This window comes from Sphingomonas phyllosphaerae 5.2, from assembly GCF_000419605.1.
Lineage (GTDB): Bacteria > Pseudomonadota > Alphaproteobacteria > Sphingomonadales > Sphingomonadaceae > Sphingomonas > Sphingomonas phyllosphaerae_B.
The window spans coordinates 1,326,558-1,348,921 of record NZ_ATTI01000001.1; the positions used below are offsets into that span (position 1 = coordinate 1,326,558).

Annotated in this window: 26 protein-coding genes and 1 tRNA gene; 11 read left to right on the top strand and 16 right to left on the bottom strand. The window is 67.4% G+C overall.

Annotated elements, in window-relative coordinates:
• Position 1: 1 nt before the first annotated feature.
• Positions 2–1,906 carry a molecular chaperone DnaK gene (gene dnaK / locus SPHPHY_RS0106100; protein WP_022685815.1) on the bottom strand — a complete coding sequence of 635 codons (1,905 nt, stop codon included), beginning with the start codon at positions 1,904–1,906 and terminating at the stop codon, positions 2–4.
• A 177-nt stretch (positions 1,907–2,083) separates the two neighbouring features.
• Between dnaK and SPHPHY_RS0106105 the strand changes: the two genes are divergently transcribed.
• The gene (locus SPHPHY_RS0106105; RefSeq protein ID WP_022685816.1) at positions 2,084–2,365 is read left to right on the top strand and encodes an NADH dehydrogenase ubiquinone Fe-S protein 4; all 282 of its coding nucleotides are present in this window, start codon (positions 2,084–2,086) and stop codon (positions 2,363–2,365) included.
• A 145-nt stretch (positions 2,366–2,510) separates the two neighbouring features.
• Here the strand turns inward: SPHPHY_RS0106105 and SPHPHY_RS0106110 are convergent, their stop codons facing one another.
• Positions 2,511–3,050: an NUDIX hydrolase gene (locus tag SPHPHY_RS0106110; protein WP_022685817.1), complete on the bottom strand. Its 540-nt coding sequence runs from the start codon at positions 3,048–3,050 to the stop codon at positions 2,511–2,513.
• Positions 3,051–3,143: 93 nt separating this feature from the next.
• On the opposite strand from SPHPHY_RS0106110, the gene mscL reads away from it, so the two are divergent.
• On the top strand, positions 3,144–3,611 hold the full coding sequence (gene mscL / locus SPHPHY_RS0106115) for a large conductance mechanosensitive channel protein MscL (RefSeq protein ID WP_022685818.1): 468 nt from the start codon (positions 3,144–3,146) through the stop codon (positions 3,609–3,611).
• Between the two features lie 202 nt (positions 3,612–3,813).
• On the opposite strand, the gene SPHPHY_RS0106120 is transcribed toward mscL, so the two are convergent.
• From SPHPHY_RS0106120 to hisB, 9 genes are all read right to left on the bottom strand, one after another.
• On the bottom strand, positions 3,814–5,349 hold the full coding sequence (locus SPHPHY_RS0106120) for an amino acid permease (protein ID WP_022685819.1): 1,536 nt from the start codon (positions 5,347–5,349) through the stop codon (positions 3,814–3,816).
• Positions 5,350–5,437: 88 nt separating this feature from the next.
• Complete coding sequence (locus tag SPHPHY_RS0106125; protein ID WP_022685820.1) at positions 5,438–5,830, bottom strand: HIT domain-containing protein; 393 nt, start codon at positions 5,828–5,830, stop codon at positions 5,438–5,440.
• Positions 5,831–5,840: 10 nt separating this feature from the next.
• Positions 5,841–6,188: a phosphoribosyl-ATP diphosphatase gene (locus SPHPHY_RS0106130; protein WP_022685821.1), complete on the bottom strand. Its 348-nt coding sequence runs from the start codon at positions 6,186–6,188 to the stop codon at positions 5,841–5,843.
• A gap of 32 nt (positions 6,189–6,220) precedes the next feature.
• On the bottom strand, positions 6,221–6,994 hold the full coding sequence (gene hisF / locus SPHPHY_RS0106135) for an imidazole glycerol phosphate synthase subunit HisF (protein ID WP_028056553.1): 774 nt from the start codon (positions 6,992–6,994) through the stop codon (positions 6,221–6,223).
• 7 nt (positions 6,995–7,001) lie between these two features.
• Positions 7,002–8,072 (bottom strand): bile acid:sodium symporter family protein, encoded by a 1,071-nt coding sequence (locus SPHPHY_RS19525; RefSeq protein WP_331271027.1) that lies wholly within the window; start codon positions 8,070–8,072, stop codon positions 7,002–7,004.
• The gene (gene hisA / locus SPHPHY_RS0106145) at positions 8,069–8,803 is read right to left on the bottom strand and encodes a 1-(5-phosphoribosyl)-5-[(5-phosphoribosylamino)methylideneamino]imidazole-4-carboxamide isomerase (protein ID WP_022685824.1); all 735 of its coding nucleotides are present in this window, start codon (positions 8,801–8,803) and stop codon (positions 8,069–8,071) included. The genes SPHPHY_RS19525 and hisA overlap by 4 nt, the downstream gene beginning before the upstream one ends.
• Entirely contained in the window at positions 8,791–9,396 is a 606-nt protein-coding gene (gene hisH / locus SPHPHY_RS0106150; protein WP_022685825.1) for an imidazole glycerol phosphate synthase subunit HisH, read from the bottom strand. Before hisH ends, hisA begins: the two co-directional genes overlap by 13 nt.
• The gene (locus tag SPHPHY_RS0106155) at positions 9,393–9,704 is read right to left on the bottom strand and encodes a YciI family protein (protein WP_022685826.1); all 312 of its coding nucleotides are present in this window, start codon (positions 9,702–9,704) and stop codon (positions 9,393–9,395) included. Before SPHPHY_RS0106155 ends, hisH begins: the two co-directional genes overlap by 4 nt.
• The gene (hisB, locus tag SPHPHY_RS0106160) at positions 9,701–10,288 is read right to left on the bottom strand and encodes an imidazoleglycerol-phosphate dehydratase HisB (RefSeq protein ID WP_022685827.1); all 588 of its coding nucleotides are present in this window, start codon (positions 10,286–10,288) and stop codon (positions 9,701–9,703) included. The genes SPHPHY_RS0106155 and hisB overlap by 4 nt, the downstream gene beginning before the upstream one ends.
• A gap of 83 nt (positions 10,289–10,371) precedes the next feature.
• Here hisB and SPHPHY_RS0106165 point away from each other — a divergent pair, with 83 nt between their 5' ends.
• Together SPHPHY_RS0106165 and SPHPHY_RS0106170 are read left to right on the top strand one after the other, a co-directional pair.
• The gene (locus SPHPHY_RS0106165; protein WP_022685828.1) at positions 10,372–10,857 is read left to right on the top strand and encodes an SspB family protein; all 486 of its coding nucleotides are present in this window, start codon (positions 10,372–10,374) and stop codon (positions 10,855–10,857) included.
• Between the two features lie 103 nt (positions 10,858–10,960).
• Positions 10,961–11,374, top strand: a complete 414-nt coding sequence (locus SPHPHY_RS0106170) for a GNAT family N-acetyltransferase (RefSeq protein ID WP_028056556.1) — start codon at positions 10,961–10,963, stop codon at positions 11,372–11,374.
• A 316-nt stretch (positions 11,375–11,690) separates the two neighbouring features.
• Here SPHPHY_RS0106170 and SPHPHY_RS19530 read toward each other — a convergent pair whose 3' ends face one another.
• The gene (locus SPHPHY_RS19530) at positions 11,691–12,269 is read right to left on the bottom strand and encodes a hypothetical protein (RefSeq protein ID WP_022685830.1); all 579 of its coding nucleotides are present in this window, start codon (positions 12,267–12,269) and stop codon (positions 11,691–11,693) included.
• 56 nt (positions 12,270–12,325) lie between these two features.
• Between SPHPHY_RS19530 and fumC the strand changes: the two genes are divergently transcribed.
• From fumC to SPHPHY_RS0106190, 3 genes are read left to right on the top strand one after another with little or no spacing between them, the layout of a single operon-like run.
• Positions 12,326–13,720 carry a class II fumarate hydratase gene (gene fumC, locus SPHPHY_RS0106180; protein ID WP_022685831.1) on the top strand — a complete coding sequence of 465 codons (1,395 nt, stop codon included), beginning with the start codon at positions 12,326–12,328 and terminating at the stop codon, positions 13,718–13,720.
• Between the two features lie 57 nt (positions 13,721–13,777).
• A complete protein-coding gene (locus tag SPHPHY_RS0106185) occupies positions 13,778–13,990 on the top strand; it encodes a hypothetical protein (RefSeq protein WP_022685832.1) in 213 nt (70 codons plus the stop codon).
• The gene (locus tag SPHPHY_RS0106190) at positions 13,987–14,220 is read left to right on the top strand and encodes a hypothetical protein (RefSeq protein WP_022685833.1); all 234 of its coding nucleotides are present in this window, start codon (positions 13,987–13,989) and stop codon (positions 14,218–14,220) included. The genes SPHPHY_RS0106185 and SPHPHY_RS0106190 overlap by 4 nt, the downstream gene beginning before the upstream one ends.
• A gap of 366 nt (positions 14,221–14,586) precedes the next feature.
• Here SPHPHY_RS0106190 and SPHPHY_RS0106195 read toward each other — a convergent pair whose 3' ends face one another.
• Positions 14,587–15,732 carry a CaiB/BaiF CoA transferase family protein gene (locus SPHPHY_RS0106195; protein WP_022685834.1) on the bottom strand — a complete coding sequence of 382 codons (1,146 nt, stop codon included), beginning with the start codon at positions 15,730–15,732 and terminating at the stop codon, positions 14,587–14,589.
• A 171-nt stretch (positions 15,733–15,903) separates the two neighbouring features.
• On the opposite strand from SPHPHY_RS0106195, the gene SPHPHY_RS0106205 reads away from it, so the two are divergent.
• The 4 genes from SPHPHY_RS0106205 (at position 15,904) to gmk (ending at position 19,111) form a co-directional block, all read left to right on the top strand.
• Positions 15,904–17,010, top strand: a complete 1,107-nt coding sequence (locus SPHPHY_RS0106205; RefSeq protein WP_022685836.1) for an S-(hydroxymethyl)glutathione dehydrogenase/class III alcohol dehydrogenase — start codon at positions 15,904–15,906, stop codon at positions 17,008–17,010.
• 13 nt (positions 17,011–17,023) lie between these two features.
• Positions 17,024–17,407 carry a VOC family protein gene (locus SPHPHY_RS0106210; protein WP_022685837.1) on the top strand — a complete coding sequence of 128 codons (384 nt, stop codon included), beginning with the start codon at positions 17,024–17,026 and terminating at the stop codon, positions 17,405–17,407.
• Between the two features lie 156 nt (positions 17,408–17,563).
• A complete protein-coding gene (gene fghA / locus SPHPHY_RS0106220; protein WP_022685839.1) occupies positions 17,564–18,394 on the top strand; it encodes an S-formylglutathione hydrolase in 831 nt (276 codons plus the stop codon).
• Between the two features lie 57 nt (positions 18,395–18,451).
• Positions 18,452–19,111 carry a guanylate kinase gene (gene gmk, locus SPHPHY_RS0106225; RefSeq protein ID WP_022685840.1) on the top strand — a complete coding sequence of 220 codons (660 nt, stop codon included), beginning with the start codon at positions 18,452–18,454 and terminating at the stop codon, positions 19,109–19,111.
• 696 nt (positions 19,112–19,807) lie between these two features.
• Here the strand turns inward: gmk and SPHPHY_RS0106235 are convergent.
• The 3 genes from SPHPHY_RS0106235 to rpsA form a co-directional block, all read right to left on the bottom strand.
• Positions 19,808–19,891, bottom strand: a tRNA-Leu gene (locus SPHPHY_RS0106235).
• Positions 19,892–19,954: 63 nt separating this feature from the next.
• Positions 19,955–20,236 (bottom strand): integration host factor subunit beta, encoded by a 282-nt coding sequence (ihfB, locus tag SPHPHY_RS0106240; RefSeq protein WP_022685841.1) that lies wholly within the window; start codon positions 20,234–20,236, stop codon positions 19,955–19,957.
• Positions 20,237–20,420: 184 nt separating this feature from the next.
• A complete protein-coding gene (gene rpsA / locus SPHPHY_RS0106245) occupies positions 20,421–22,124 on the bottom strand; it encodes a 30S ribosomal protein S1 (RefSeq protein WP_022685842.1) in 1,704 nt (567 codons plus the stop codon).
• Positions 22,125–22,364: the final 240 nt, after the last annotated feature.

Here is a 22,364-nt window from a genome sequence, read left to right on the forward strand (position 1 = left end):
TTTACTTGTTGTCGTCGACTTCCGAGAACTCGGCGTCGACCACGTCGTCCTTCTTGGTCTCGGCCGTTGCGGCGTCGTCCTGCGGGGCAGCGTCGGTCTGCTGCTGCTTCTCGTAGATCGCCTGGCCGAGCTTCATCGCGACCTGCGCGAGCGCCTGGCTCTTCTCGTTCATCTGCTCGGCATCGCCGCTCTCGACCGCCGCCTTCGCCGCGTCGATGCCCGCCTGGATCTCACCCTTGAGCGCTTCGTCGACCTTGTCGCCATTGTCGGCAAGCTGACGCTCGGTGGTGTGGATCAGCGATTCGGCGTTGTTCTTCGCCTCGGCCGCCGCACGGCGCTTCTTGTCCTCCTCGGCGAAGGATTCGGCGTCGCGCACCATCTTGTCGATGTCGGCGTCAGACAGGCCGCCAGAGGCCTGGATGCGGATCTGCTGCTCCTTGCCGGTGCCCTTGTCCTTGGCTGACACGTTCACGATGCCGTTCGCGTCGATGTCGAACGTCACCTCGATCTGCGGCACGCCGCGCGGGGCGGGCGGGATGCCGAGCAGGTCGAACTGGCCGAGCATCTTGTTGTCGGCCGCCATCTCGCGCTCGCCCTGGAAGACGCGGATCGTCACCGCCTGCTGATTGTCATCGGCAGTCGAATAAGTCTGCGACTTCTTGGTCGGGATCGTGGTGTTGCGGTCGATCATGCGCGTGAACACGCCGCCCAGCGTCTCGATGCCCAGCGACAGCGGGGTCACGTCGAGCAGCAGCACGTCCTTGACGTCGCCCTGCAACACGCCCGCCTGAATGGCGGCGCCCATCGCGACGACCTCGTCCGGGTTGACGCCGGTGTGCGGGTCCTTGCCGAAGAACGACTTCACGATCTCACGCACGCGCGGCATGCGGGTCATGCCGCCGACCAGCACCACTTCCGAAATCTCGTTCGCGGTGACGCCGGCGTCCGACAACGCCTTCTTGCACGGGTCCAGCGTGCGCTTGATCAGGTCCTCGACCAGCCGCTCCAGATCGGCGCGGGTGATCGTCTTCACCAGATGCTTCGGGCCGTTCTGGTCCGCGGTGATGAAGGGCAGGTTGACCTCGGTCGACGCCGCCGACGACAGCTCGATCTTCGCCTTCTCGGCGGCTTCCTTCAGCCGCTGCAGCGCCAGCTTGTCCTTGGCGAGGTCGATGCCCTCGTCCTTCTTGAAGCCTTCGGCCAGATATTCGACGATCTTGTTGTCGAAATCCTCACCGCCCAGGAAGGTGTCGCCGTTGGTGGCCTTCACCTCGAACACGCCGTCGCCGATCTCCAGGATCGAGACGTCGAACGTGCCGCCACCCAGATCGTAGACCGCGATCGTCTTGCCATCCTGCTTGTCGAGGCCATAGGCCAACGCCGCCGCGGTCGGCTCGTTGATGATGCGCAGCACCTCAAGGCCGGCGATCTGGCCGGCATCCTTGGTCGCCTGACGCTGGGCGTCGTTGAAGTACGCGGGCACGGTGATGACCGCCTGCGTCACCGTCTCACCCAGATAGGATTCGGCGGTTTCCTTCATCTTCTGCAGCGTGAAGGCGCTGATCTGCGACGGGCTGTAATCCTTGCCGCCGGCCTGCACCCACGCGTCGCCGTTGGCACCCTTCACGATGTGATAGGGAACCAGCTCGGTATCCTTCTTGGTGATCGGATCGTCGAAGCGACGGCCGATGAGGCGCTTCACCGCGAAGATCGTGTTGTCGCCGTTGGTCACCGCCTGACGCTTCGCGGGCTGGCCGATCAGACGCTCGCCGTCCTTTGCGAACGCGACGATCGACGGCGTGGTGCGCGCGCCCTCCGCATTCTCGATGACCTTCGCCTTGCCACCTTCCATCACGGCGACGCACGAATTGGTGGTGCCGAGGTCGATACCGATTACTTTTGCCATGAGTGCTTTACCTAGCCCCTGCATATTGTGACTTCATCGCCGAAACGCCCCGTTACGGCAGCGCAACCGCGTTTGACGATTGGCGATATAGGTGGCGTGCCGCGGCCCGCAAGATTGCAGATGTGCCGTGGCGGGAACCATTGCCTGATCGCCGCGTGGAACGTAGAGGAGCCTATCATGCAGACCGCCCGCATCTACCAGCGCCCGAAGAACGCCATGCAGTCCGGCAAGGCCCGCACCGACAGCTGGCAACTCGAATTCGAACCCGGCGAGGCGAAGCGCGCCGACCCGCTGACCGGCTGGGCCGGCAGCGGCGACACGCGCGACCAGATCCGGCTGGCGTTCCCGACCTGCGAGGCGGCAGTCGCCTATGCCGAGGCCGAAGGGCTGGCGTACACGGTCATCCCGACGCCGACCAAGACGCTGAAGCTGCAGAGCTACGCCGACAACTTCCGCTGAGCGGGACTCCCCCACGAGGGCCCAGGCGCGTGTTCTTCCTCTCGGTGACGCGCGTCTGACACATTCAGTGTCGGCGATATGTCATTTGGACGACCGCGCGAGGCAGAGATAGGCCCCTGCCTGCGCAGGGGCGCTGGCGCATCGGTTACGCGATCAAGGTATCGGCGAGCAGCACCAGCATCTTGACGTCCATCGCCACGCCTTCGGCGCGCTTGCTCGCCACGAACGCGGCAATCTCGGTGCGCGGCACGAGATGCACCTCGATATCCTCGTCCGCCTCGCCGCCGCCCGCGCCGATCTTCACCAGATCGTGCGCGCGCACCAGGGTGAAGCCCTCGCTGTTCATGCCCGGCGAGGAATGGAAGAAGCCGAGCTCCTCGATCCGCCCGGCGCGGTAGCCGGTTTCCTCCTCCAGTTCGCGCGCTGCGCCGACGGCGACCGCCTCGCCCTCGGTCTCGTCGCCGATCAGCCCGGCGGGCAGCTCCAGGCAGCGGCAACCCAGCGGCACGCGATATTGCTCGACCAGCACGATGCGGTCGGCATCGTCGATCGCGACGATCACCGCGGCCTGGATACCGCGCTGACGGGCGACGAACTCCCAGCCGCCCTGGGTCACGACCTTGATATAGCGGCCTTCCCAAGCGGTTTCGGGCGGGAAGGCGGCGTCGCGGTGCGGATGGGTCATGGCGCGTTATCTATCCGGGCGATGGCGCTTGGCGAAGCGAAAAACCGTGGTTAACCTCGATCGTATCATCGCAACAGGGAAGGGCGAACGTTCATGCTCAAGGATTTCCGGGCGTTCATCGCCCGTGGCAACGTGCTGGACCTCGCGGTCGGCGTCATCATCGGCGGCGCGTTCGCCACGATCACCAAGTCATTGACCGACGACATCATCATGCCGGTCGTCGGTGCGATCTTCGGCGGGTTCGACTTCTCCAGCTTCTTCATTCGCCTCGGGCCGGTCCCGGCGGACTTCAAGGGGTCGCTGGCCAGTTACGCGCAGCTGAAGGCGGCGGGGGTGCCGTTGCTGGGGTATGGCGAGTTCGTGACCGTCGTCATCAACTTCGTGATCCTGGCGTTCATCGTCTTCCTGCTGATGCGCAGCGTCAACCGGCTGATCGCGACGGTCGAGCGCGAGAAGGCCGCCGGAATCGCCGAGCCCGCCGCCGATCCGGCCGAGGTGGTGCTGCTGCGCGAGATCCGCGACGCGCTGACAGCGCGCGGGCCGGTCCCGCCGCAGGTCTGACGCTCATGAGGAGATAGCCGAGGCTCCTGCGCGGGCAGGGGCCTCGCTCTCGCATGGCTTCCCGCGCGGGTGCCCGATCCTCCAGCGAAGTTGCTGTGTCCGATGCGTGGACATGGGCCAGCCTCCGCCGGGAGCGTCGGTGAAAAAGGAAGGGCCGGAAGGACCGCTCCTTCCGGCCCTTCTCTCGTCGGTCGATGCCGGGTCAGTATTCCTCGGGAACCTCGACGATGCCGCGGCCCAGATGGCTGTGGCGGCGGCTGTAGCCGAAGTAGATCAGCAGCCCGAGCGCCCCCCAGACCGGCAGCACCAGCATCGCGGCCGACGGAAGGTTGAAGAACAGGAACACGCAGCCGGCGATCGTCAGCGGTCCGACCAGCCACAGCGCGGGCGTGCGGAAGCTGCGCGGATGCCCCGGAGCGGTGCGGCGCAGGATCATCACCGCAACCGCCACCATCGCGAAGGCGTACAGCGTCCCGGCGTTGGCGATGTCGGCGAGCTGGCCGACCGGCAGGAACGCCGCCGCGAACGCGACGCCGACACCGGTCATCATCGTGACGATGTGCGGCGTCTTCCACTTCGGGTGGACGGTCGACAGCCGCTCCGGCAGCAAGCCGTCGCGGCTCATGACGAAGAAGATGCGCGTCTGGCCGAACATCAGGATCAGGATAACCGAGGGCAGCGCGACGAAGGCGGCAATACCGAGCAGGTTGCCCACCCCCGACCAGCCGATCACGCGCAGCACATGGGCCAGCGCCTCACCCGAGCAGACCAGCGCATCCTTGTGCTGCGGCAACGCGCACTGGCGCGCCAGTTCCTCGGACCCGGCGGGGAACGGGATGCCGTTCGGCCCGATGATCGGCTGCCCGCCGATCGTGCCGATCGCGCCGGCCGCGACCAGGATGTAGAAGACGGTGCAGAACAGCAGCGACCCGATCAGCCCGATCGGCACGTTGCGCTGCGGGTTCTTGGTCTCCTCCGCCGCGGTCGACACCGCATCGAAGCCGACATAGGCGAAGAAGATCGTCGCGGCCGCGCCGACGGCGCCCACCCCGGTGCCGAACCCGCCGAAGACGCCGGCGGGCAGGAACGGGTTGAAGCGATCGGCGCTGAAATAATCGCTCGGCAGCGTCAATGCGACGAACGCGGTCAGCGCCGTCACCTTGATCGCGACCAGCACGGCGTTGACGCGCGCGCTCTCGGTCGTGCCGACCATCAGCAGCCACGTGATGAGCAGCGCGATGACGATCGCGGGCAGGTTGATGAACCCGCCCGGCGCGCCGCCCAGCGCCAGCGGCGCGGCGGACAGCCATGCCGGCAGATGCACGCCGAGGAACTGGTTGAGGATCGTGCCGGTGAAATATCCCGACCAGCCGACCGCGACCGCGCTGGCCGCCACCGCATATTCGAGGATCAGCGCCCAGCCGACCGTCCAGGCGAGCAACTCGCCCATCGAGGCGTAGGTATAGGTGTAGGCCGATCCCGCCACCGGGATCATCGCCGCGATCTCCGCATAGCAGAGCGCTGCGACGATGCAGATCGCGCCCGCGATCGCGAACGCCAGCATCAGCCCCGGCCCCGCCTTTTGCGCGCCTGCGGCGGTCAGCACGAAGATGCCCGTGCCGATGACGCAGCCGATGCCGAACAGCGTCAGTTGGAACCAGCCCAGCGTCCGATGCAGAGATTTCTTCTCAGCGGTGGCGAGGATGGCGTCGAGAGATTTGACGCGCCCGAAAATCATGTAGCTCGTAGCCCCTGGAAGATCTGATTGGGGTGGAGCCTAGCGGCGGATCGCGGACGCGCAATAGTGTTGCGTTACGATGACCGTATCATTCGCGACCATCGTTCTCGATAAGCATCGGGCCGAGCGCGCGACCGCCCATGATGTGGACGTGCAGGTGCGGCACCTCCTGGTGCGAATCGAGTCCGGTGTTGGCGATCAGGCGATAGCCGCCGGCGACCAGCCCGGCGTCGCGCGCCGCCTGCCCGATCGCGCGTGTGAAGCTGACGATCTCCGTCTCCGTGGCATTTGCGGAGAAATCGTCCCAGCTGACGTACGATCCGCGTGGCACCGCCAGCAGGTGCGTCGGCGCCCACGGCGCGATGTCGTGGAAGACGATCGTGTGATCATCCTCATAGACGCGCCGCGACGGGATCTCGCCACGCAGCAGCTTCGCGAAGATATTCGCATCGTCATACGGGCGGGTGGCGTCGACGCTCATGCGCTTTTCCTCATTCGGCGCGAAAAGAGAGGGGGATCGGTCCGCGGGCCGCCTTCTCGTCATGCCCGCTGGTCCCCTCGCGCTGCGCCAGTTCGGCGCGCACATCGTCCAGCGTCAGTCCGGCGTCGGCGAGCAGCACGAACAGGTGATAGAGCAGGTCCGCCGCCTCGGGCACGATCGCGCGCGCGTTCTGTCCCATTGCGGCGATGACGGTTTCGGTCGCCTCCTCGCCCAGCTTCTGCGCGATCCGCCCGCGCCCGCGCGCGAACAGCGATGCGGTATAGGAGCCATCGGCGTCGGCGCCCTTGCGCGAGGCGATCGTCGCGAAGAGCCGGTCGAGCGTGTCGGTCGAGGTCATGTGTGCCGGGGTGCCGTTTGCGCCGCGTGCGGTCAATGGGGGAGCAGCGGGGCGCGCACCGGTACGCCGGCGGCGGCAAGCGCAGCATGCGCATCGGCGATCGTCGCCTGTCCGAAATGGAAGATCGATGCCGCCAGCACCGCCGAGGCGTGCCCTTCGGTGACCCCCGCAACCAGATCGTCGAGTGAGCCGACCCCGCCGCTGGCCACCACCGGCACCGCAGTGCGGTCGGCGATCGCGCGGACCAGCGCGAGGTCGTAGCCGTCGCGGGTGCCGTCGCGGTCCATCGAGGTGACCAGCAACTCGCCCGCCCCGAGTTCGGCGAGGTGCAAAGCGTGCGCGACCGCATCGATTCCGGTCGCGCGGCGCCCGCCGTGGGTGAACACTTCCCAACCGTCGCCGCTGCGTCGTGCATCGACGCTGGCGACGCAGCATTGGCTGCCGAATCGCTCGGCGATGTCGGCGACGATTTCGGGCCGCGCGACGGCAGCGGAATTGACCGCGATCTTGTCCGCGCCCGCCAGCAGCAGCGCGCGCGCATCCTCCGCGCTGCGTACCCCGCCACCGACCGTCAGCGGCATGAAACAGACCGCGGCGGTGCGGCGCACCACGTCGAGCATCGTGCCGCGCGCCTCGTGGCTGGCGGTGATGTCGAGGAAGCAAAGCTCGTCGGCGCCGGCCGCGTCATAGGCACGTGCCTGTTCGACGGGGTCGCCCGCATCGATCAGGTCGACGAAGTTGACGCCTTTGACGACGCGCCCACCGGCGACATCGAGGCAGGGGATCACGCGCGCTCTGACGGTCATGCGCGGCTCATGCCCGGCGCGCGGGCGGGGGGCAAGGCGGCGCGTCGTCGGACGGCACGTGGCGCGGATCATCGGCATAGCGCCGCGCCAGCCCGGCGCACACGAACAATTGCACCTGGTGGAAGATCATCAACGGCAGGACGATCAGTCCGACGGCGTGCGACGGAAAGAGGATAGCCGCCATCGGAATGCCGCTGGCCATGCTCTTCTTCGAGCCGCAGAAGACGGTCGCGATCTCATCGGCCACGGCAAACCCCATCGCGCGCGAGGCCAGCGTCGTGGCGACCAGCACGACCGCGAGGATCGCCAGCGACAGCGCCAGGATCGCGGCAAGCGTGAGCGGCGACAGCTGCGTCCACAGCCCGGCGACGACGCCCGCGCCGAACGCGGCGTAGACGACGACCAGCACCGATCCGCGATCGACGACGCTGGTCAGCGTCGGATGCGCCAGCAGCCAGCCCTGCGCCCACGGCCGGATCGCCTGGCCGGCGATGAACGGCAGCAGGATCTGCAACGCGATGTCGCGCACCGCCTCCAGCGATAGCCCGCCGGTCGCGCGCGTCAGCAGCTGCGCGACCAGCAGCGGAGTCAGCACCACGCCGACGAGGTTCGAGAGCGACGCGCTGCACAGCGCCGCGGGCACGTTGCCGCGCGCGATCGAGGTGAACGCGATCGAGGATTGCACCGTCGAGGGCAGCAGGCAAAGATACAGCAGTCCGGTGACGACCTCGCCCGGCAGCCAGCTGCGCGTCGCAGCCGCGACGCCGAGGCCGAGCAACGGAAAGAGCATGAAGGTACTGACGAACACGAGCAGCTGGAGCCGCCAGTGCGCCAGCCCCGCCCAGATCGCCTGCGGGGCGAGCCGCGCGCCGTAAAGCAGGAACAGCAGCGCGACCGCGACCGTGGTGCCGTGTTCGACCCACGTTGCCGCGGCTCCGCGCGCCGGCAGGATGGCGGCGAGAGCGACCGTCGCGATCAGCAGCAGCAGGAAGCGATCGGCGCGGGCGAGCAGCCGCCGCAGCTTCCCGGGCGGGCGTGCGGGATCAGGGCCCGGGGTGGAGGCGGGGGCGATGCTCAGTTCCCCGCCACCCGCAGCGCCTCGGCCAGATCGAGCCGGCCATCGTAGAGCGCGCGGCCGGTGATGACCCCCTCGACCCCGTCGACCGAATGACCGGCGAGCGCGTGGATGTCGTCGATCCCGGCGACCCCGCCGCTGGCGATCACCGGGATGCGAACCGCCCGCGCCAGCGCGACGGTCGCATCGACGTTGCAGCCCTTGAGCAATCCGTCACGCCCGACGTCGGTGAACAGCAACGCGGCGACGCCGGCATCCTCGAAGCGGCGCGCGAGATCGGCGACCGGGGTGGTGGACACCTCCGCCCATCCCTTGGTCGCGACCATTCCGTCGCGCGCATCGACTGCGACGACGATCCGTTCCGGGTAGGCGGCGGCCATGTCGCGGACGAATTGCGGCTGTTCGAGCGCGGCCGTGCCGATCACGACGCGCGCGACGCCCAGCGCCAGCCACGCCGCGACCGCTTCCGGAGTGCGGATCCCGCCGCCGAGCTGGACGCGACCTGGAAAGGCTGTGACGATGCCGCGCACCGCGTCGCCGTTGACGCTCTCGCCCGCGAACGCGCCGTCGAGGTCGACGACATGGAGGTGCGTCGCCCCCGCCGCCGCGAAGGCGCGCGCCTGCGCCGCGGGATCGTCGCCGTAGACGGTGGCGCGCGCCATGTCGCCTTCGGCGAGGCGGACGACCTGACCCTGCTTCAGGTCGATGGCGGGGAAGACGATCAGGGGCGCCATGCAAGGAACCTTTCGAGCAGCGCAAGGCCGTAGCGCTGGCTCTTTTCGGGGTGGAACTGCACGCCGAGCACCGTGTCGCGGGCGACCGCGGCGGTGACCGGCCCGGCGTGGTCGGTGGTGGCGACCACGCCATCGCCGGTGAAGGCATAGCTGTGGAGAAAATAGGCCTCGCCGGGCACGATCAGCGCATGGGCGGCGCCGGGCACGACGTCGTTCCAGCCCATGTGCGGCACCTTCGCGTCGCTGCCGGCCGGATCGATGCGGCGCACGGTGCCCGCGATCCAGCCGAGCCCGCGATGGATGCCGAGCTCCTCGCCGGTCTCGGCCAGCAACTGCATCCCCACGCAGATGCCCAGGAACGGCGCCGCCTGCCGCAGCACGCGCTCTTCCAGCGCGGCGACCATGCCGGGGATCGCCCGCAGGCTCGCCGCGCAGGCACCGAAGGCGCCGACGCCGGGCAGGACGATGCGATCGGCGTGCAGCACGGTCTCGGGATCGGCGGTGACGGTCAGGTCGGCACAGCCCGCGGCGCGCAACGCATTCTCGACCGAGTGGAGGTTGCCGGCCTGATAGTCGATCAGCGCCAGCGTCATGACAGCCAGTCGTGCAGCGGGGTGGCCGCGAAGCTGGCGCTGAACGGCACGACCTCGAACGTGGCGACCCCGCTGGCGACGAAGGGATCGGTCGCCATGACCGCATCCACCGCGGCGCGGGCGCCACGCATCACGATCACCCCGCCACTGCGCGGCTGGCGGCGGCCGGCGATCAGGAACACACCTTCCGCAAACCCCTGCTCGAGCCACGCGACATGCGCGGCCAGCTGCGCATCCACCTCGTCGAGCGGGCGGACGTAGCTGAGCAGCACGGCGCACATGTCGCCGGAGGTGCGGAACGTGCTCATAATGTGCCCTTCGTCGACGGGATCGCATCGGCCTTCCGCGGGTCGATCTCGACCGCGGTGCGCAAGGCGCGCGCCAGGCCCTTGAACATGCTTTCGGCGATATGGTGGTTGTTGTCGCCGTACAGCGTCTCGACGTGCAGGGTGATGCCCGCGTTCTGCGCGAAGCTGTGGAAGAAATGCTGGAACATTTCCGTGTCCATGCCGCCGAGCCGCGCCTGCGAGAAGCGCGAGCGCCAGACGAGCCACGGCCGGCCCGAGATGTCGAGCGCGACCCGCGTCAGCGTTTCGTCCATCGGGCTGAGCGCGTCGCCGTAGCGGCGGATGCCGCGCTTGTCGCCCAGCGCCTGCGCCACCGCGCTGCCCAGCGCCAGCGCGGTATCCTCGACCGTGTGATGCTCGTCGATGTGCAGGTCGCCGTCGCAGCGGACGTGCAGGTCGATCAGGCCGTGCCGCGAGAGTTGTTCGAGCATGTGATCGAAGAAACCGACGCCGGTCTTCACGTCGTAGGTCCCGGTCCCGTCGAGGTTGACGGTGACGGCGACCTTGGTCTCGGTCGTGTCGCGGCGGATCGTGGCGGTGCGCATCCGTCGTCCATAACGTGGCGGACGCCCCAGGCAACCTTGCCAAGCGACCTTGACCGCACCGCCCGGCGCGCTACCCATGGCGCATGAGCGATATGCTGCCCGACAGCCTGATCCCCTATGATGACATCGTGCAGGAAGCCCTGCGCGCGGTCGTGGGGCGCGTGCTGGGAACCGTGGCCGAGTCGGGCGGGCTGCCGGGCGACCACCACTTCTACATAACCTTCAAGACGCAGGCGCCGGGGGTCGACATTCCGCAACGGCTGATCGAGCGTTTCCCGGACGAGATGACGATCGTCCTCCAGAACCGCTTCTGGGACCTGACGGTCGACCAGGAGCGTTTTTCGGTAGGGCTCAGCTTCAACCAGGTGTCGTCGAAGCTGGTCATTCCCTATTCGGCGATCACCGGCTTCCACGATCCGACGGTCAATTTCGAACTGCGCTTCCAGGCGCAGGAAGGGCCGGGCGATGGCCCCGGCGGACACGATCCGGCGGAAAACGACGGCCCGACGGTTACCCCGGTCGAGGACGGGTCGAACGTCGTCGCGGTGGATTTCAAGAGGAAGAAGTGACGATGCGAGCGGCGCCGGCACGGTTCGCCGTGTCCGACGTCACGGGGCCTGCCCGCGTGACGTGCCCGCGCGTCCGCACCACGGTGGCGAATCGGCAAGCGGCATGATCGAGACCATCCAGACGCCCGGCGACGAGGAACTCGCCGCGATCCTCGCGCCGCTCGCTGCGCATAACGACGCCGCGGCCGGCCCGACCGAGCGGCACAAGGTGGCGATCGTGACTCGCGACGCGGACGGCGCGATCGTCGGTGGCGTGTGGGCCGAGGCGAGCTATCGCTGGCTGTTCGTCAAATATCTCGCGCTGCCGCCGCAAGCGCGCGGCCACGGCCAGGGTCGTGCGCTGATGCTGGCAGCCGAGGAAGAAGCGCGGCGGCTGGATTGCATCGGCATCTGGCTCGATACCTTCAGTTTTCAGGCGCGCGGCTTCTACGAGAAGCTCGGCTATGGCGTGTTCGGCCAGATCGACGACTATCCGCCGGGCGAGGCGCGGTTCTTCCTCTCGAAACGGATCGGCTAGGCTGGTCGGTGGTCAGCGGCGTGCACGGGGGTGTGCGACGTCGGGTAGCCGCGAAGGAAAGCCGGTCTGGCACCTGGCGTCAGGGCGGGATGGGTGAATTGCTCGTCGTCAGGTCGCAGCGAAACGCAGCGATCATCGCCATCAAGCCTCGTCCCGATCCGTCCGTTCGATGATAGTGGAGCCGCTCGGTCCTTCGCGCATCGATCGCGCTCGCGATTTTCAGCGACGACGGCAGAGCCGCGACCGCGGATCGAAAAGTCGGATCGGAGAGGGCTGGACGTGGACCTGACCGTACACCGGCGCGGAGGCGATCGGTTCATGGTTGCGTGGCGCGCGGGCCGTCGCTCGGCACCGGGCAGGTATAAGCAACCCGGTAGGGACGCCCCCAGCAGCGCAGGAGGCCATCGAGGACCTGAACGTTCGGCGGCCAGCGGACTGCGGCCGGCTTGCCGTCCGCCCCCACCGGCGCGAAGCCGGCGGGACGGGGCAGTACCGCCAGGCGGTCGCGTGCCGTCTGCAGCGCGGCGCGGTCGGCATTCAGAAAGGCGATGCTGCCGTCGACATACAGGTTCCAGCCGAGTCCGGGATCTTCCAGCGGCGGATCGTAGCTTTGCCGGAACAGCGCGACGGCCTGCCCGGTCTGGCCGATGTTCGCACGTAGCTGTCCCTCGTGCCACGTCAGGATGCGGCTGTCGGTGCGATGCCGATTCCGCCAGTCGCGGATGAGGTCCGCAGCTTCCCGCTCGCACCCTCGTGTGCTCAGCTCGCGCCAGCCGCCCGCCATGTCCTGATCGAAGCGATCCTGCGGCAGGTCCATGATCGCGGCGCGGTCGGATCGGCAATCCGGCACGGCGGCCCCGGCGGTCAGCAGGAGAAGGGCGGCGAGGATGATCATGGGCGCTCCGTGGCTCCGGTCGTGCAACAACATCGCACAGTGCGAGTTGCCCTGCCATGACCCACGCTACCCGCACCGAAACCGACTCGATCGGCCCGATCGAGGTTCCCGCCGACGCTTATTGGGGGGCGCAAACCGAGCGCAGCCTCGAGAATTTCCCGTTCGGCGCGCGGGAGCGGATGCCGATCGAGATCGTCCACGCGCTGGCACTGGTGAAGCAGGCGGCGGCACGCGTGAATCGCCGCCACGGGCTGGAGGCGGAGAAGGCCGAAGCGATCGAGCAGGCCGCGCAGGAGATCTTCGCCGGCAAGCTCGACGATCAATTCCCGCTCGTCATCTGGCAGACCGGCAGCGGCACGCAGAGCAACATGAACGTCAACGAGGTAATCGCGGGCCGGGCGAACGAGATCCTGACCGGCACGCGCGGCGGCAAGACGCCGGTCCATCCCAACGACGACGTCAATCGCGGGCAATCGTCGAACGACAGCTTTCCGACCGCGTTGCACATCGCCTGCTCGATCGCGGTCCGGCAGCGGCTGATCCCCGCGGTCGAGCGGCTCCACGATGCGTTGGCGGCCCGGGCGCAGGAATGGCGCGACCTCGTCAAGATCGGGCGGACCCATCTGCAGGACGCGACGCCGCTGACGCTGGGTGACGAATTTTCCGGCTACGCGCACCAGCTCGATCGCTGCCTGCGGCGGATCGAGCCGGCGGTGGAGCAGGGCACAGACCGGCTGGCGCAGGGCGGCACGGCGGTTGGCACCGGGTTGAACGCGCCGGCCGGGTTCGCGCGCGATTTCTGCGCGGAACTGCGCGGGATCACCGGGATTGCGTTCAGCCCGGCGGACAATTTCTTCGAGGCGTTGGCGTCGAACGATCCGCTGGTCCACCTGTCGGGCACGCTCAACACGCTGGCGGTGGCGTGCACGAAGATCGCCAACGACATCCGCCTGCTCGGCTCCGGCCCGCGCTGCGGGCTCGGTGAGCTGGACCTGCCCGCCAACGAGCCGGGCAGCTCGATCATGCCCGGCAAGGTCAACCCGACACAGTGCGAGATGCTGACGATGGTCGCCGCGCAGGTGATCGGCAATCACGTCGCGATCACGGTCGGCGGCGCGCAGGGGCATCTGGAGCTCAACGTGTTCAAGCCGGTGATCGGCGCAGGCGTGCTGCGCTCCATCGACCTGCTCGCGACGGGATGCGAGAGTTTCGCCGAACGCTGCGTCGACGGACTGCGTGCGAACGAGGCGCGGATCGGCGAGTTGCTCGACCGCTCTTTGATGCTGGTCACCGCGCTGGCGCCCGAGATCGGTTACGATCATGCCGCCAAGATCGCCAAGCACGCGCACGAGAACGGGCTGACGCTGAGGGAAGCGGGGCTGGCGCTAGGGCTGGTCGACGGTGATACTTTCGACCGCGTCGTGCGGCCAGCGGCGATGCTGGGGCGGTGACCGGAACCGCAGCGCCGGCCCGGCATTGTTGATCCGTAACAAACAGGGGTTTCCAACATGGGTGCAACCACGATCGGCGCGCTGATCGGCGGCGCAATCGACTCGATGTCGGGCGACGACGGCGCGGCGGATGGCGCGCTGTACGGCGCGATCACCGCCAACGTCCTGAAGCTCGTCCTGCCGGTGGTCGCGACCTATGCGATCGGGTGGGGCGTGCTGAAGGGCATCGAGGTTCTCAGCGACACGGTTTCGGAAAGGATCAAGGCATGATTCGCAGCATTTTGGGTGGGTTGATCGGGCGCGAACTCGATCGTCGCGGTCGTGACGGTGGTGCTGGCGGTGCGATCCTCGGCGCCGTTGCCGCGCGCGCGGTGACACGGATGGGTCCGTTGGGTTGGGCATTGGGTGGCGCTTACGTAGCGAAGAAGGCGTACGACCGGCATCAGGCGGGCAAAATCAGCCGTGCCGGACAGCCATCGCGGGTGCCGCCGGCGGTCTGATTCAAGCAAGGCGGGCGGGTGTTGCCCGCGTGTCTCGCGCCCGCTTTGATGATCTACAACAAATCGTCGTTGCGAGCGTAGCGAAGCAATCCGGGGAGTTTCGGCTCCCCCGTTGGCTGTTTTGGCGCGCTTGCATCAACGGTTTGAGGGCCGGTCGACGATCGGCCGCCTTCCTGGAGAACGCCGTCATTGCCAGCGAGGCAATCAAGGGCGTCCTGCGGGGCGCTCAATTGCTTCGCTGCGGTCGCAATGAGGGGTGGAGGGTGTACGTCTTCCCCTTCGCGGGAGCGTGGATCGCCAAAGTCGATCGATCATCTTTAGTCGCTGGCAGTTCGGCACCAGCGAAGCGCTGAAGGCTGATCCTAGCTAGGTCCCGCGCCAATCCGCGTCGGGATGTTCGTTCAGGCGCGGACTGGGAACGCCGCTGGTCGCACGCGCGCCATCGTAACGGATTGGTGAGGCAAGGCCCGGGATGCCGTTCGTCATCAACTGCATTCCACGCGCGACGACCTGCGGGTCCGAAAAAACCTGATCGACGCGGTTCACCGGGCCGACCGGCACGCCGGCGGCGTCCAGCGCAGCAAGCAGCGCCGCGGCCGGCCACGACACCGTCCGCGCGACGAGTAGCGGCAGCAGTGCCGCGCGATTCGCCACGCGAGCGGGGTTCGTCGCGAACCGCGCGTCAGCCGCGAGTGCCGGCACGTCCAGTACCGCACACAATCGCGCGAACTGGCGATCGTTGCCGACCGCGACGATCAGGTCGCCGTCGCTGGTCGGAAAGCTCTGATACGGAGCGAGGTTGGCGTGGCCGTTGCCCATCCGCTGCGGCACGATCCCGCTCGCCATCCAGTTGAGCGCCTGATTGGCAAGCACCGCCACCTGCGTGTCGAGCAGCGCCATGTCGATATGCGTGCCCACTCCGCTGGCCTGCCGGGCGACGACCGCGGCGAGGATCGCGACGGTGGCGTAGATGCCGGTGAACAGGTCGGCGTGCGCGACCCCGCCTTTCTGCGGCGGGCCGTCGGGCTCGCCAGTGATCGACATCATCCCGCCCATGCCCTGGATGATGAAATCGTAGCCGGCACGGTGCGCATAGGGGCCGTCCTGCCCGAAGCCGGTGATCGAGCAGACGATCAGCCGCGGGTTGGCCGCACGTAGCGTGGCGGCGTCGAGCCCGTATTTGACGAGGCCGCCGACCTTGTAGTTCTCGATCACGACATCGGCACGCATTGCAAGGTCGCGGACCCGCGCCTGCCCCTCAGCCGTGGCGATGTCGATCGCGATCGAGCGCTTGCCGCGGTTGCAGGCATGGTAATAAGCCGCCGACAGAGGCTCGCCATCGCCGCTCGTGATGAACGGCGGCCCCCAGTGACGGGTGTCGTCGCCCTCCGTCGGGCGTTCGACCTTGATCACGTCCGCGCCGAGGTCGGCGAGCAACTGTCCCGCCCACGGACCGGCAAGGATGCGGGCGAGTTCGAGGACGCGCAGGCCGGCGAGGGGGCGATGGGTCATCGTACCGGTCTAGCGGGTGGCCAGCCTCGCGCGAAGCCGCGACGTCGCGAAGATTTCCGTCTCTCGCACCGGACGGGCGAGCGACCCGGCTGCCTTCCACGTGAACCCGACCTTGAAACCCGCCACCTGCGCCGCCTAAGACCGGCATGACATCAGACGAAGAGGCATCCCATGAAGACCCGCGCCGCCGTCGCGTTCGAGGCGAAGAAGCCGCTGGAGATCGTCGAACTGGACCTCGAAGGGCCGAAGCCGGGCGAGGTATTGGTCGAGATCATGGCCACCGGCATCTGCCATACCGACGCCTATACGCTCGACGGGCTCGACAGCGAGGGGCTGTTCCCGAGCGTGCTCGGCCACGAAGGCTGCGGCGTGGTACGCGAGATTGGCGCGGGCGTGACCAGCGTGGCGCCCGGCGATCACGTCATCCCGCTCTACACCCCGGAATGCCGCCAGTGTAAGTCGTGCCTCAGCGGCAAGACCAACCTGTGCACGGCGATCCGCGCCACGCAGGGCAAGGGGCTGATGCCCGACGGCACGACCCGCTTCAGCTACAAGGGGCGCCCGATCTTCCATTACATGGGCTGTTCGACCTTCTCGAACTTCACCGTGCTGCCGGAGATCGCGGTGGCGAAGATCCGCGCGGACGCGCCGTTCGACACCAGCTGCTATATCGGTTGCGGCGTGACGACCGGGGTCGGCGCCGTGGTCAACACGGCGAAGGTCGAAGCGGGCGCGACCGTGATCGTGTTCGGGCTGGGCGGGATCGGGCTGAACGTGATCCAGGGCGCGAAACTGGCCGGCGCCGCGCGGATCGTCGGGGTCGACCTGAACCCCGATCGCGAGGAATGGGGGCGACGGTTCGGGATGACCGACTTCGTCAACCCGAAGGATGTCGGGGACGTCGTCCAGCATCTGGTCGCGCTGACCGACGGCGGCGGCGATTATACCTTCGACTGTACCGGCAACACCGCCGTCATGCGGCAGGCGCTGGAGAGCGCGCATCGCGGCTGGGGCGAATCGATCGTGATCGGCGTGGCCGAAGCGGGCAAGGAGATCGCGACGCGGCCCTTCCAGCTCGTGACCGGGCGCGTGTGGAAGGGGACCGCGTTCGGCGGCGCGCGCGGGCGCACCGACGTGCCGAAGATCGTCGACTGGTATATGAATGGCATGATCGCGATCGACCCGATGATCACGCACCGGCTGTCGCTTGACGAGATCAACAAGGGCTTCGACCTGATGCATGCGGGAGAGAGCATCCGCAGCGTCGTTATCTACTGAAAGGGAACGGACGATGTTCAGCCATGTGATGGTCGGATCGAACGACGTGGCGCGGTCGCAGCGCTTCTACGACGCGCTGTTCGCAGTGCTGGGCGGCAAGGCCGGGCGACAGGACGATCGCGGGCGCGTCGTCTATGCGCATGATGGCGCGTTGTTCATGATCACGGCGCCGATCGACGGCGAGCCGGCGTGCCACGCCAATGGCGGCACGGTCGGCTTCCGCATGAACAGCCCGGAACAGGCAAAAGCGTGGCATCAGGCCGGCGTGGCGCATGGCGGCACCGCGATCGAGGACGAACCGGGCGTGCGCACCACTCCGTTCGGGCCGCTCTATCTCGCCTATCTCCGCGACCCCGACGGCAACAAGTTGTGCGCCGCCCACCGCGGGGCGGCCTGAGCTGCTGGTGCGGTCGTTTGTGCGCGGGTCAGGGTCGTTCCCCGCCGATCGTGGCGGTCTCGATCCCGGTCGCGACCCGGCTGTCGTCGTTAGATCGCGCATCGCGGATCGGGCCGCGGCGCGGGCGATACGTCGTCATTGAAAAGGAAGGGTGTGATGGAAACCGTCTCCACCGCTCGCGCGCATGGCGGGACGCAGGGTGTGTACCGCCACGCCTCGGGCGCAACCGGCACCGACATGACCTTTGCGGTCTTCGTGCCCGATCATGCGCCTGGCGCGACGCTGCCGGTGGTCTGGTATCTGTCGGGGCTGACGTGCACCCATGCCAACGTGACCGACAAGGGTGAGTATCGCCGTGCCTGCGCGGAGCACGGATTGATCTTCGTCGCGCCCGACACTTCCCCGCGCGGCGACGACGTGCCGGATGAGGATGCGTGGGATTTCGGCAAGGGCGCCGGCTTCTACGTCGACGCGACGCAGGCACCGTGGGCGACGAATTACCGCATGTGGTCGTACGTGACGGAGGAACTTCCGGCGCTGCTCGCCGCGCGCTTCCCCGTCGATATGGCGCGCCAGTCGATCATGGGGCATTCGATGGGCGGGCACGGCGCGCTGACGATCGGGCTGCGCCACCCGGAGCGGTTTCGTGCCGTCTCCGCCTTCTCACCGATCGTCGCGCCGACCCAGGTGCCGTGGGGCAAGGCGCTCGATCGCTATCTGGGCGATGACGCGGCCGTGCAACGCCGCCATGATGCGGTGGCGTTGATCGAGGACGGCGCCCGCGTGCCCGAACTGCTGATCGACCAGGGCGAGGCCGATTCGTTCCTCGACGAACAGCTTCGCCCCGCATTGCTGGCGGCTGCCTGCGCCACGGCCGGGATCGACCTGACCCTGCGGCTGCACGCCGGCTACGACCATAGCTATCATTTCATCTCCACCTTCATGGCGGATCAACTGGCGTGGCATGCCGCGCGGCTGCACGCCTGACGCGCGGTGTGACGCTGCACGCTTGACGCAACGCGGTATGGCGGGCCATCAGCGCACATGGACCATCGCCTGCCCGCCGACCCGCACAACATGAAGCGTCGCGGCGTGCTTTTCGTGCTCTCCTCGCCGTCAGGTGCGGGCAAGTCGACGATCGCGCGCATGCTGCTCGCCAGCGAGCCCGAACTGTCGCTGTCGGTTTCCGCCACCACCCGCGCCATTCGCCGCGGTGAGGAAGACGGGCGCGACTATCATTTCGTGTCGCTCGACACCTTCCGAGAAATGGCGTCGAACCACGAATTCCTCGAGTGGGCGCATGTCTTCGACCAGCGCTACGGCACGCCACGCGCGCCGGTCGATGCGATGCTGTCGGCGGGCAAGGACGTGCTGTTCGACATCGACTGGCAAGGCGCGCAGCAGCTGCACCAGATCGCCGGTGGCGACGTGGTGCGCGTCTTCATCCTGCCGCCGTCGATGGAGGAACTGCGCCGTCGCCTGGAGGGGCGTGGCACCGACGCGCAGGAGATCATCGAACGCCGCATGAGCCGCGCCGATGCCGAGATCAGCCATTGGGACGGCTATGACTATGTGCTGGTCAACGACGACGTCGAGACATGCTTCGCGAAGGTGAAGACGATTCTCGCGTCGGAGCGGCTGAAGCGCTCGCGCCAGACCGGGCTGATCGGGTTTATCCGGAAGCTGCGGACGCCGGCAGGATAGCGGGCGTACGTCGGACGCTTGCGGGTCCGTCCGGCGACGTGGCTGAGTGGGCCGACGGAGCGCAGCTTGAGGACCTGATCGGCGGTCGAGGCGCTCAGCGCAGCCGGGGCCGGGGAGGGCGCTGACAGGCCGCTTCGTACGTGACGCTCGTTCGCGAGGTCGCAAAAAGGCGCAGGCCTAGTGACGTCCCCTCAGCAGGCGCCGATCGACATCCTGTCTGGTCCCTGCCAGCGCCATTGTTGCGAGCGTAGCGAGCAGGCGCGGAACGCCGGATCGCTTCGCTACGCTCGCAAAGACTGGTGGAGCGAGCAACTCTGCCCGATCGTGGCAGCGCGGTTCGCGCGAACGGATCGATATTCCATGTGGCGAGCAGTCCATCGCCCGCGAAGCGCAGAATGGCGACACCGCTCAGTCATGGAGCCCGCCAACTGGCCTGCCCACGAAGGGCGCCACGTCGCTATCGCGGTAGCTGAAGCGGCAAGCGACCTTACACCCGTTCAGAACGCCGATGGCCAGAACCCCGTTGAGCATCGCGCACCGAGCCGATCTGAACAGACCGCGCAGCAATGCCGCGCGTGGCGTCTTCGGAGCGCGCCTCGGGAGGTTCATCACGAGCCATGGATAGGCCGCAAGCGCCCACGATATTCTCGAAGGCGGCTCCTCCAAGAACCATCGCTGCCGGTGGAGGAGGTCGCCTGGTGCGGGCGGCGGGACTCGAACCCGCACGCCAATGGCAGAGGATTTTAAGTCCCCAGCGTCTACCGATTCCGCCACGCCCGCGCCTGCCGCGTCACGAAGCCGTTGCAGCAGCCCGCGTCAACCCGTTGCGGCACCGAAGGCGCATCAAGAGACGTTGAGGCGGACGCGCATTTCCTTGCCGGGCTTGAAGAAGGGTACGCGCTTGGCATCGACGTCGACCGTCTCGCCGGTACGTGGGTTCCGGCCGGTGCGGGCATCGCGAGCACGGGTGGAGAAGGCACCAAAGCCGCGCAATTCCACGCGGCCATCGTCGGCGAGGCGCGCGACGATCTCGTCGAAGAAGGTCGAAACGATGGCCTCGACATCACGCTGCGACAGACCGGGATTGTCCTTGAGCAGCGCTTGCACCAATTCCGACCGTATCATTGCGTTTCGTTCCTTGACGACGGCGTTAAACCCAAGTCGGGCTAATACAGGTAAGTATGGCCCCGCGGTAGCACCGAACTGGTAACGATTGCGCAAAATGGGTCACTATGCTGCTGTTAACCAACGAGAAGGGGACCGGCCTTGCGGCCGATCCCCTTTTTGTGTCGCAACCGACAGGACGCGCTTACTTCTTGTCGCGTGCCTTGAGCGCCTCACCGAGGATGTCGCCCAGCGATGCACCCGAATCGGACGAACCATATTGCGCCACGGCCTGCTTCTCCTCGGCGATCTGCATCGCCTTGACCGAGAAGGTCGGCTTCTTGGAACGGTCGAAACCGGTCACCATCGCGTCGAACTTCTGCCCGACCTGGAAACGCTCCGGACGCTGCTCGTCGCGATCGCGGCCGAGATCGGTGCGCTTGATGAAGCCGGTCGCGCCATCGTCGCCCGCCTGCACTTCGAGCCCGGCATCGCGGACTTCGAGGACGGTGACGGTGATGACCTGGTTCTTGCCCAGGCGATCGCCCGCACCCGCCGCGACCGGACCGCCACGCTCCAGCTGCTTCATGCCGAGCGAGATACGCTCCTTCTCCGGATCGATGTCGAGCACGACGGCCTGCACCGTCTCACCCTTGCGGTGGAGGTTCAGCGCGTCCTCACCCGAAACGCCCCATGCGATGTCGGACATGTGGACCATGCCGTCGACGTCGTTGTCCAGGCCGATGAACAGGCCGAACTCGGTGGCGTTCTTGACCTCGCCCTCGACGGTCGAGCCGATCGGGTGCGCGGCGGCGAAAGCCTCCCACGGGTTGTTCTGCGCCTGCTTCAGGCCCAGCGAGATGCGGCGCTTGTCCTCGTCGACCTCGAGCACGACGACTTCGACTTCCTGCGAGGTCGACACGATCTTGCCCGGATGGACGTTCTTCTTGGTCCAGGACATTTCGGACACGTGGACCAAGCCCTCGATGCCGGCTTCCAGCTCGACGAACGCACCATATTCGGTGATGTTCGTGACGCGGCCCGACAGCTTGGCACCGACCGGATACTTGGCGGCGGCGCCATCCCACGGATCGCTCTCGAGCTGCTTCATGCCCAGCGAGATGCGCTGCGTGTCCTTGTTAATGCGGATGATCTGCACCTTCACGGTGTCGCCGATGTTGATCATCTCGCTCGGGTGGCCGACGCGCTTGTAGCTGAGGTCGGTGACGTGCAGCAGGCCGTCGATGCCGCCGAGATCAACGAACGCACCGTAATCGGTGATGTTCTTGACCACGCCGTCGATGATCTGCCCCTCGTGCAGCGACTGGATCAGGCCCGAACGCTGCTCGGCGCGGGTCTCTTCCAGCACGGCGCGGCGGCTAACGACGATGTTGCCGCGCTTGCGGTCCATCTTCAGGATCTGGAACGGCTGCGGAATGTCCATCAGCGGCGTGACGTCGCGCACCGGACGGATGTCTACCTGCGAACCCGGCAGGAACGCCACGGCGCCGTTCAGGTCGACGGTGAAGCCGCCCTTCACGCGACCGAAGATCACGCCTTCGACCCGTGCGGTCTTCGTGAACTCCAGCTCCAGCTTGTCCCAGGCGGCTTCGCGGCGGGCGCGATCGCGGCTGAGCATGGCTTCGCCGTGCATGTTCTCGACGCGGTCGACGTACACCTCGACTTCGTCACCGACCTTCAGGTCGGCCTTCTGCCCGGGCGCCGGCGCAAACTCGCGCAGCGGCACGCGGCCTTCGCTCTTCAGGCCGACGTCGATGACGACCAGATCGTTTTCGATGGCGGTGACGGTGCCCAGCACCACGCGACCCTCGAAGCTGTCGGCGCCGCCGAACATGTCATCGAGCATTGCCGCGAATTCGTCACGCGAAGGAGTTGCCACTGAGGCCATAAATGCAGACGTCCTAATTCGTTTTCCGGCCAGGCGGTTGGTTCCGCCGGTCTTGGCCATCACCGTCGCACCGGCCCCGTGCCGTGCGCGACATCAAGCGAATCGGGGATGGCGGGGCCATTCGCGAATGTGCGAAAAGGCGCAAGAGAATCTCTGTCGCGCCGCGCCTCCGCGAGCCCCAGCCCGCCGGACCGCCGCGCCCTAGCCGAAAAGTGCCTGGCAGGCAAGGTAACAAGGAGC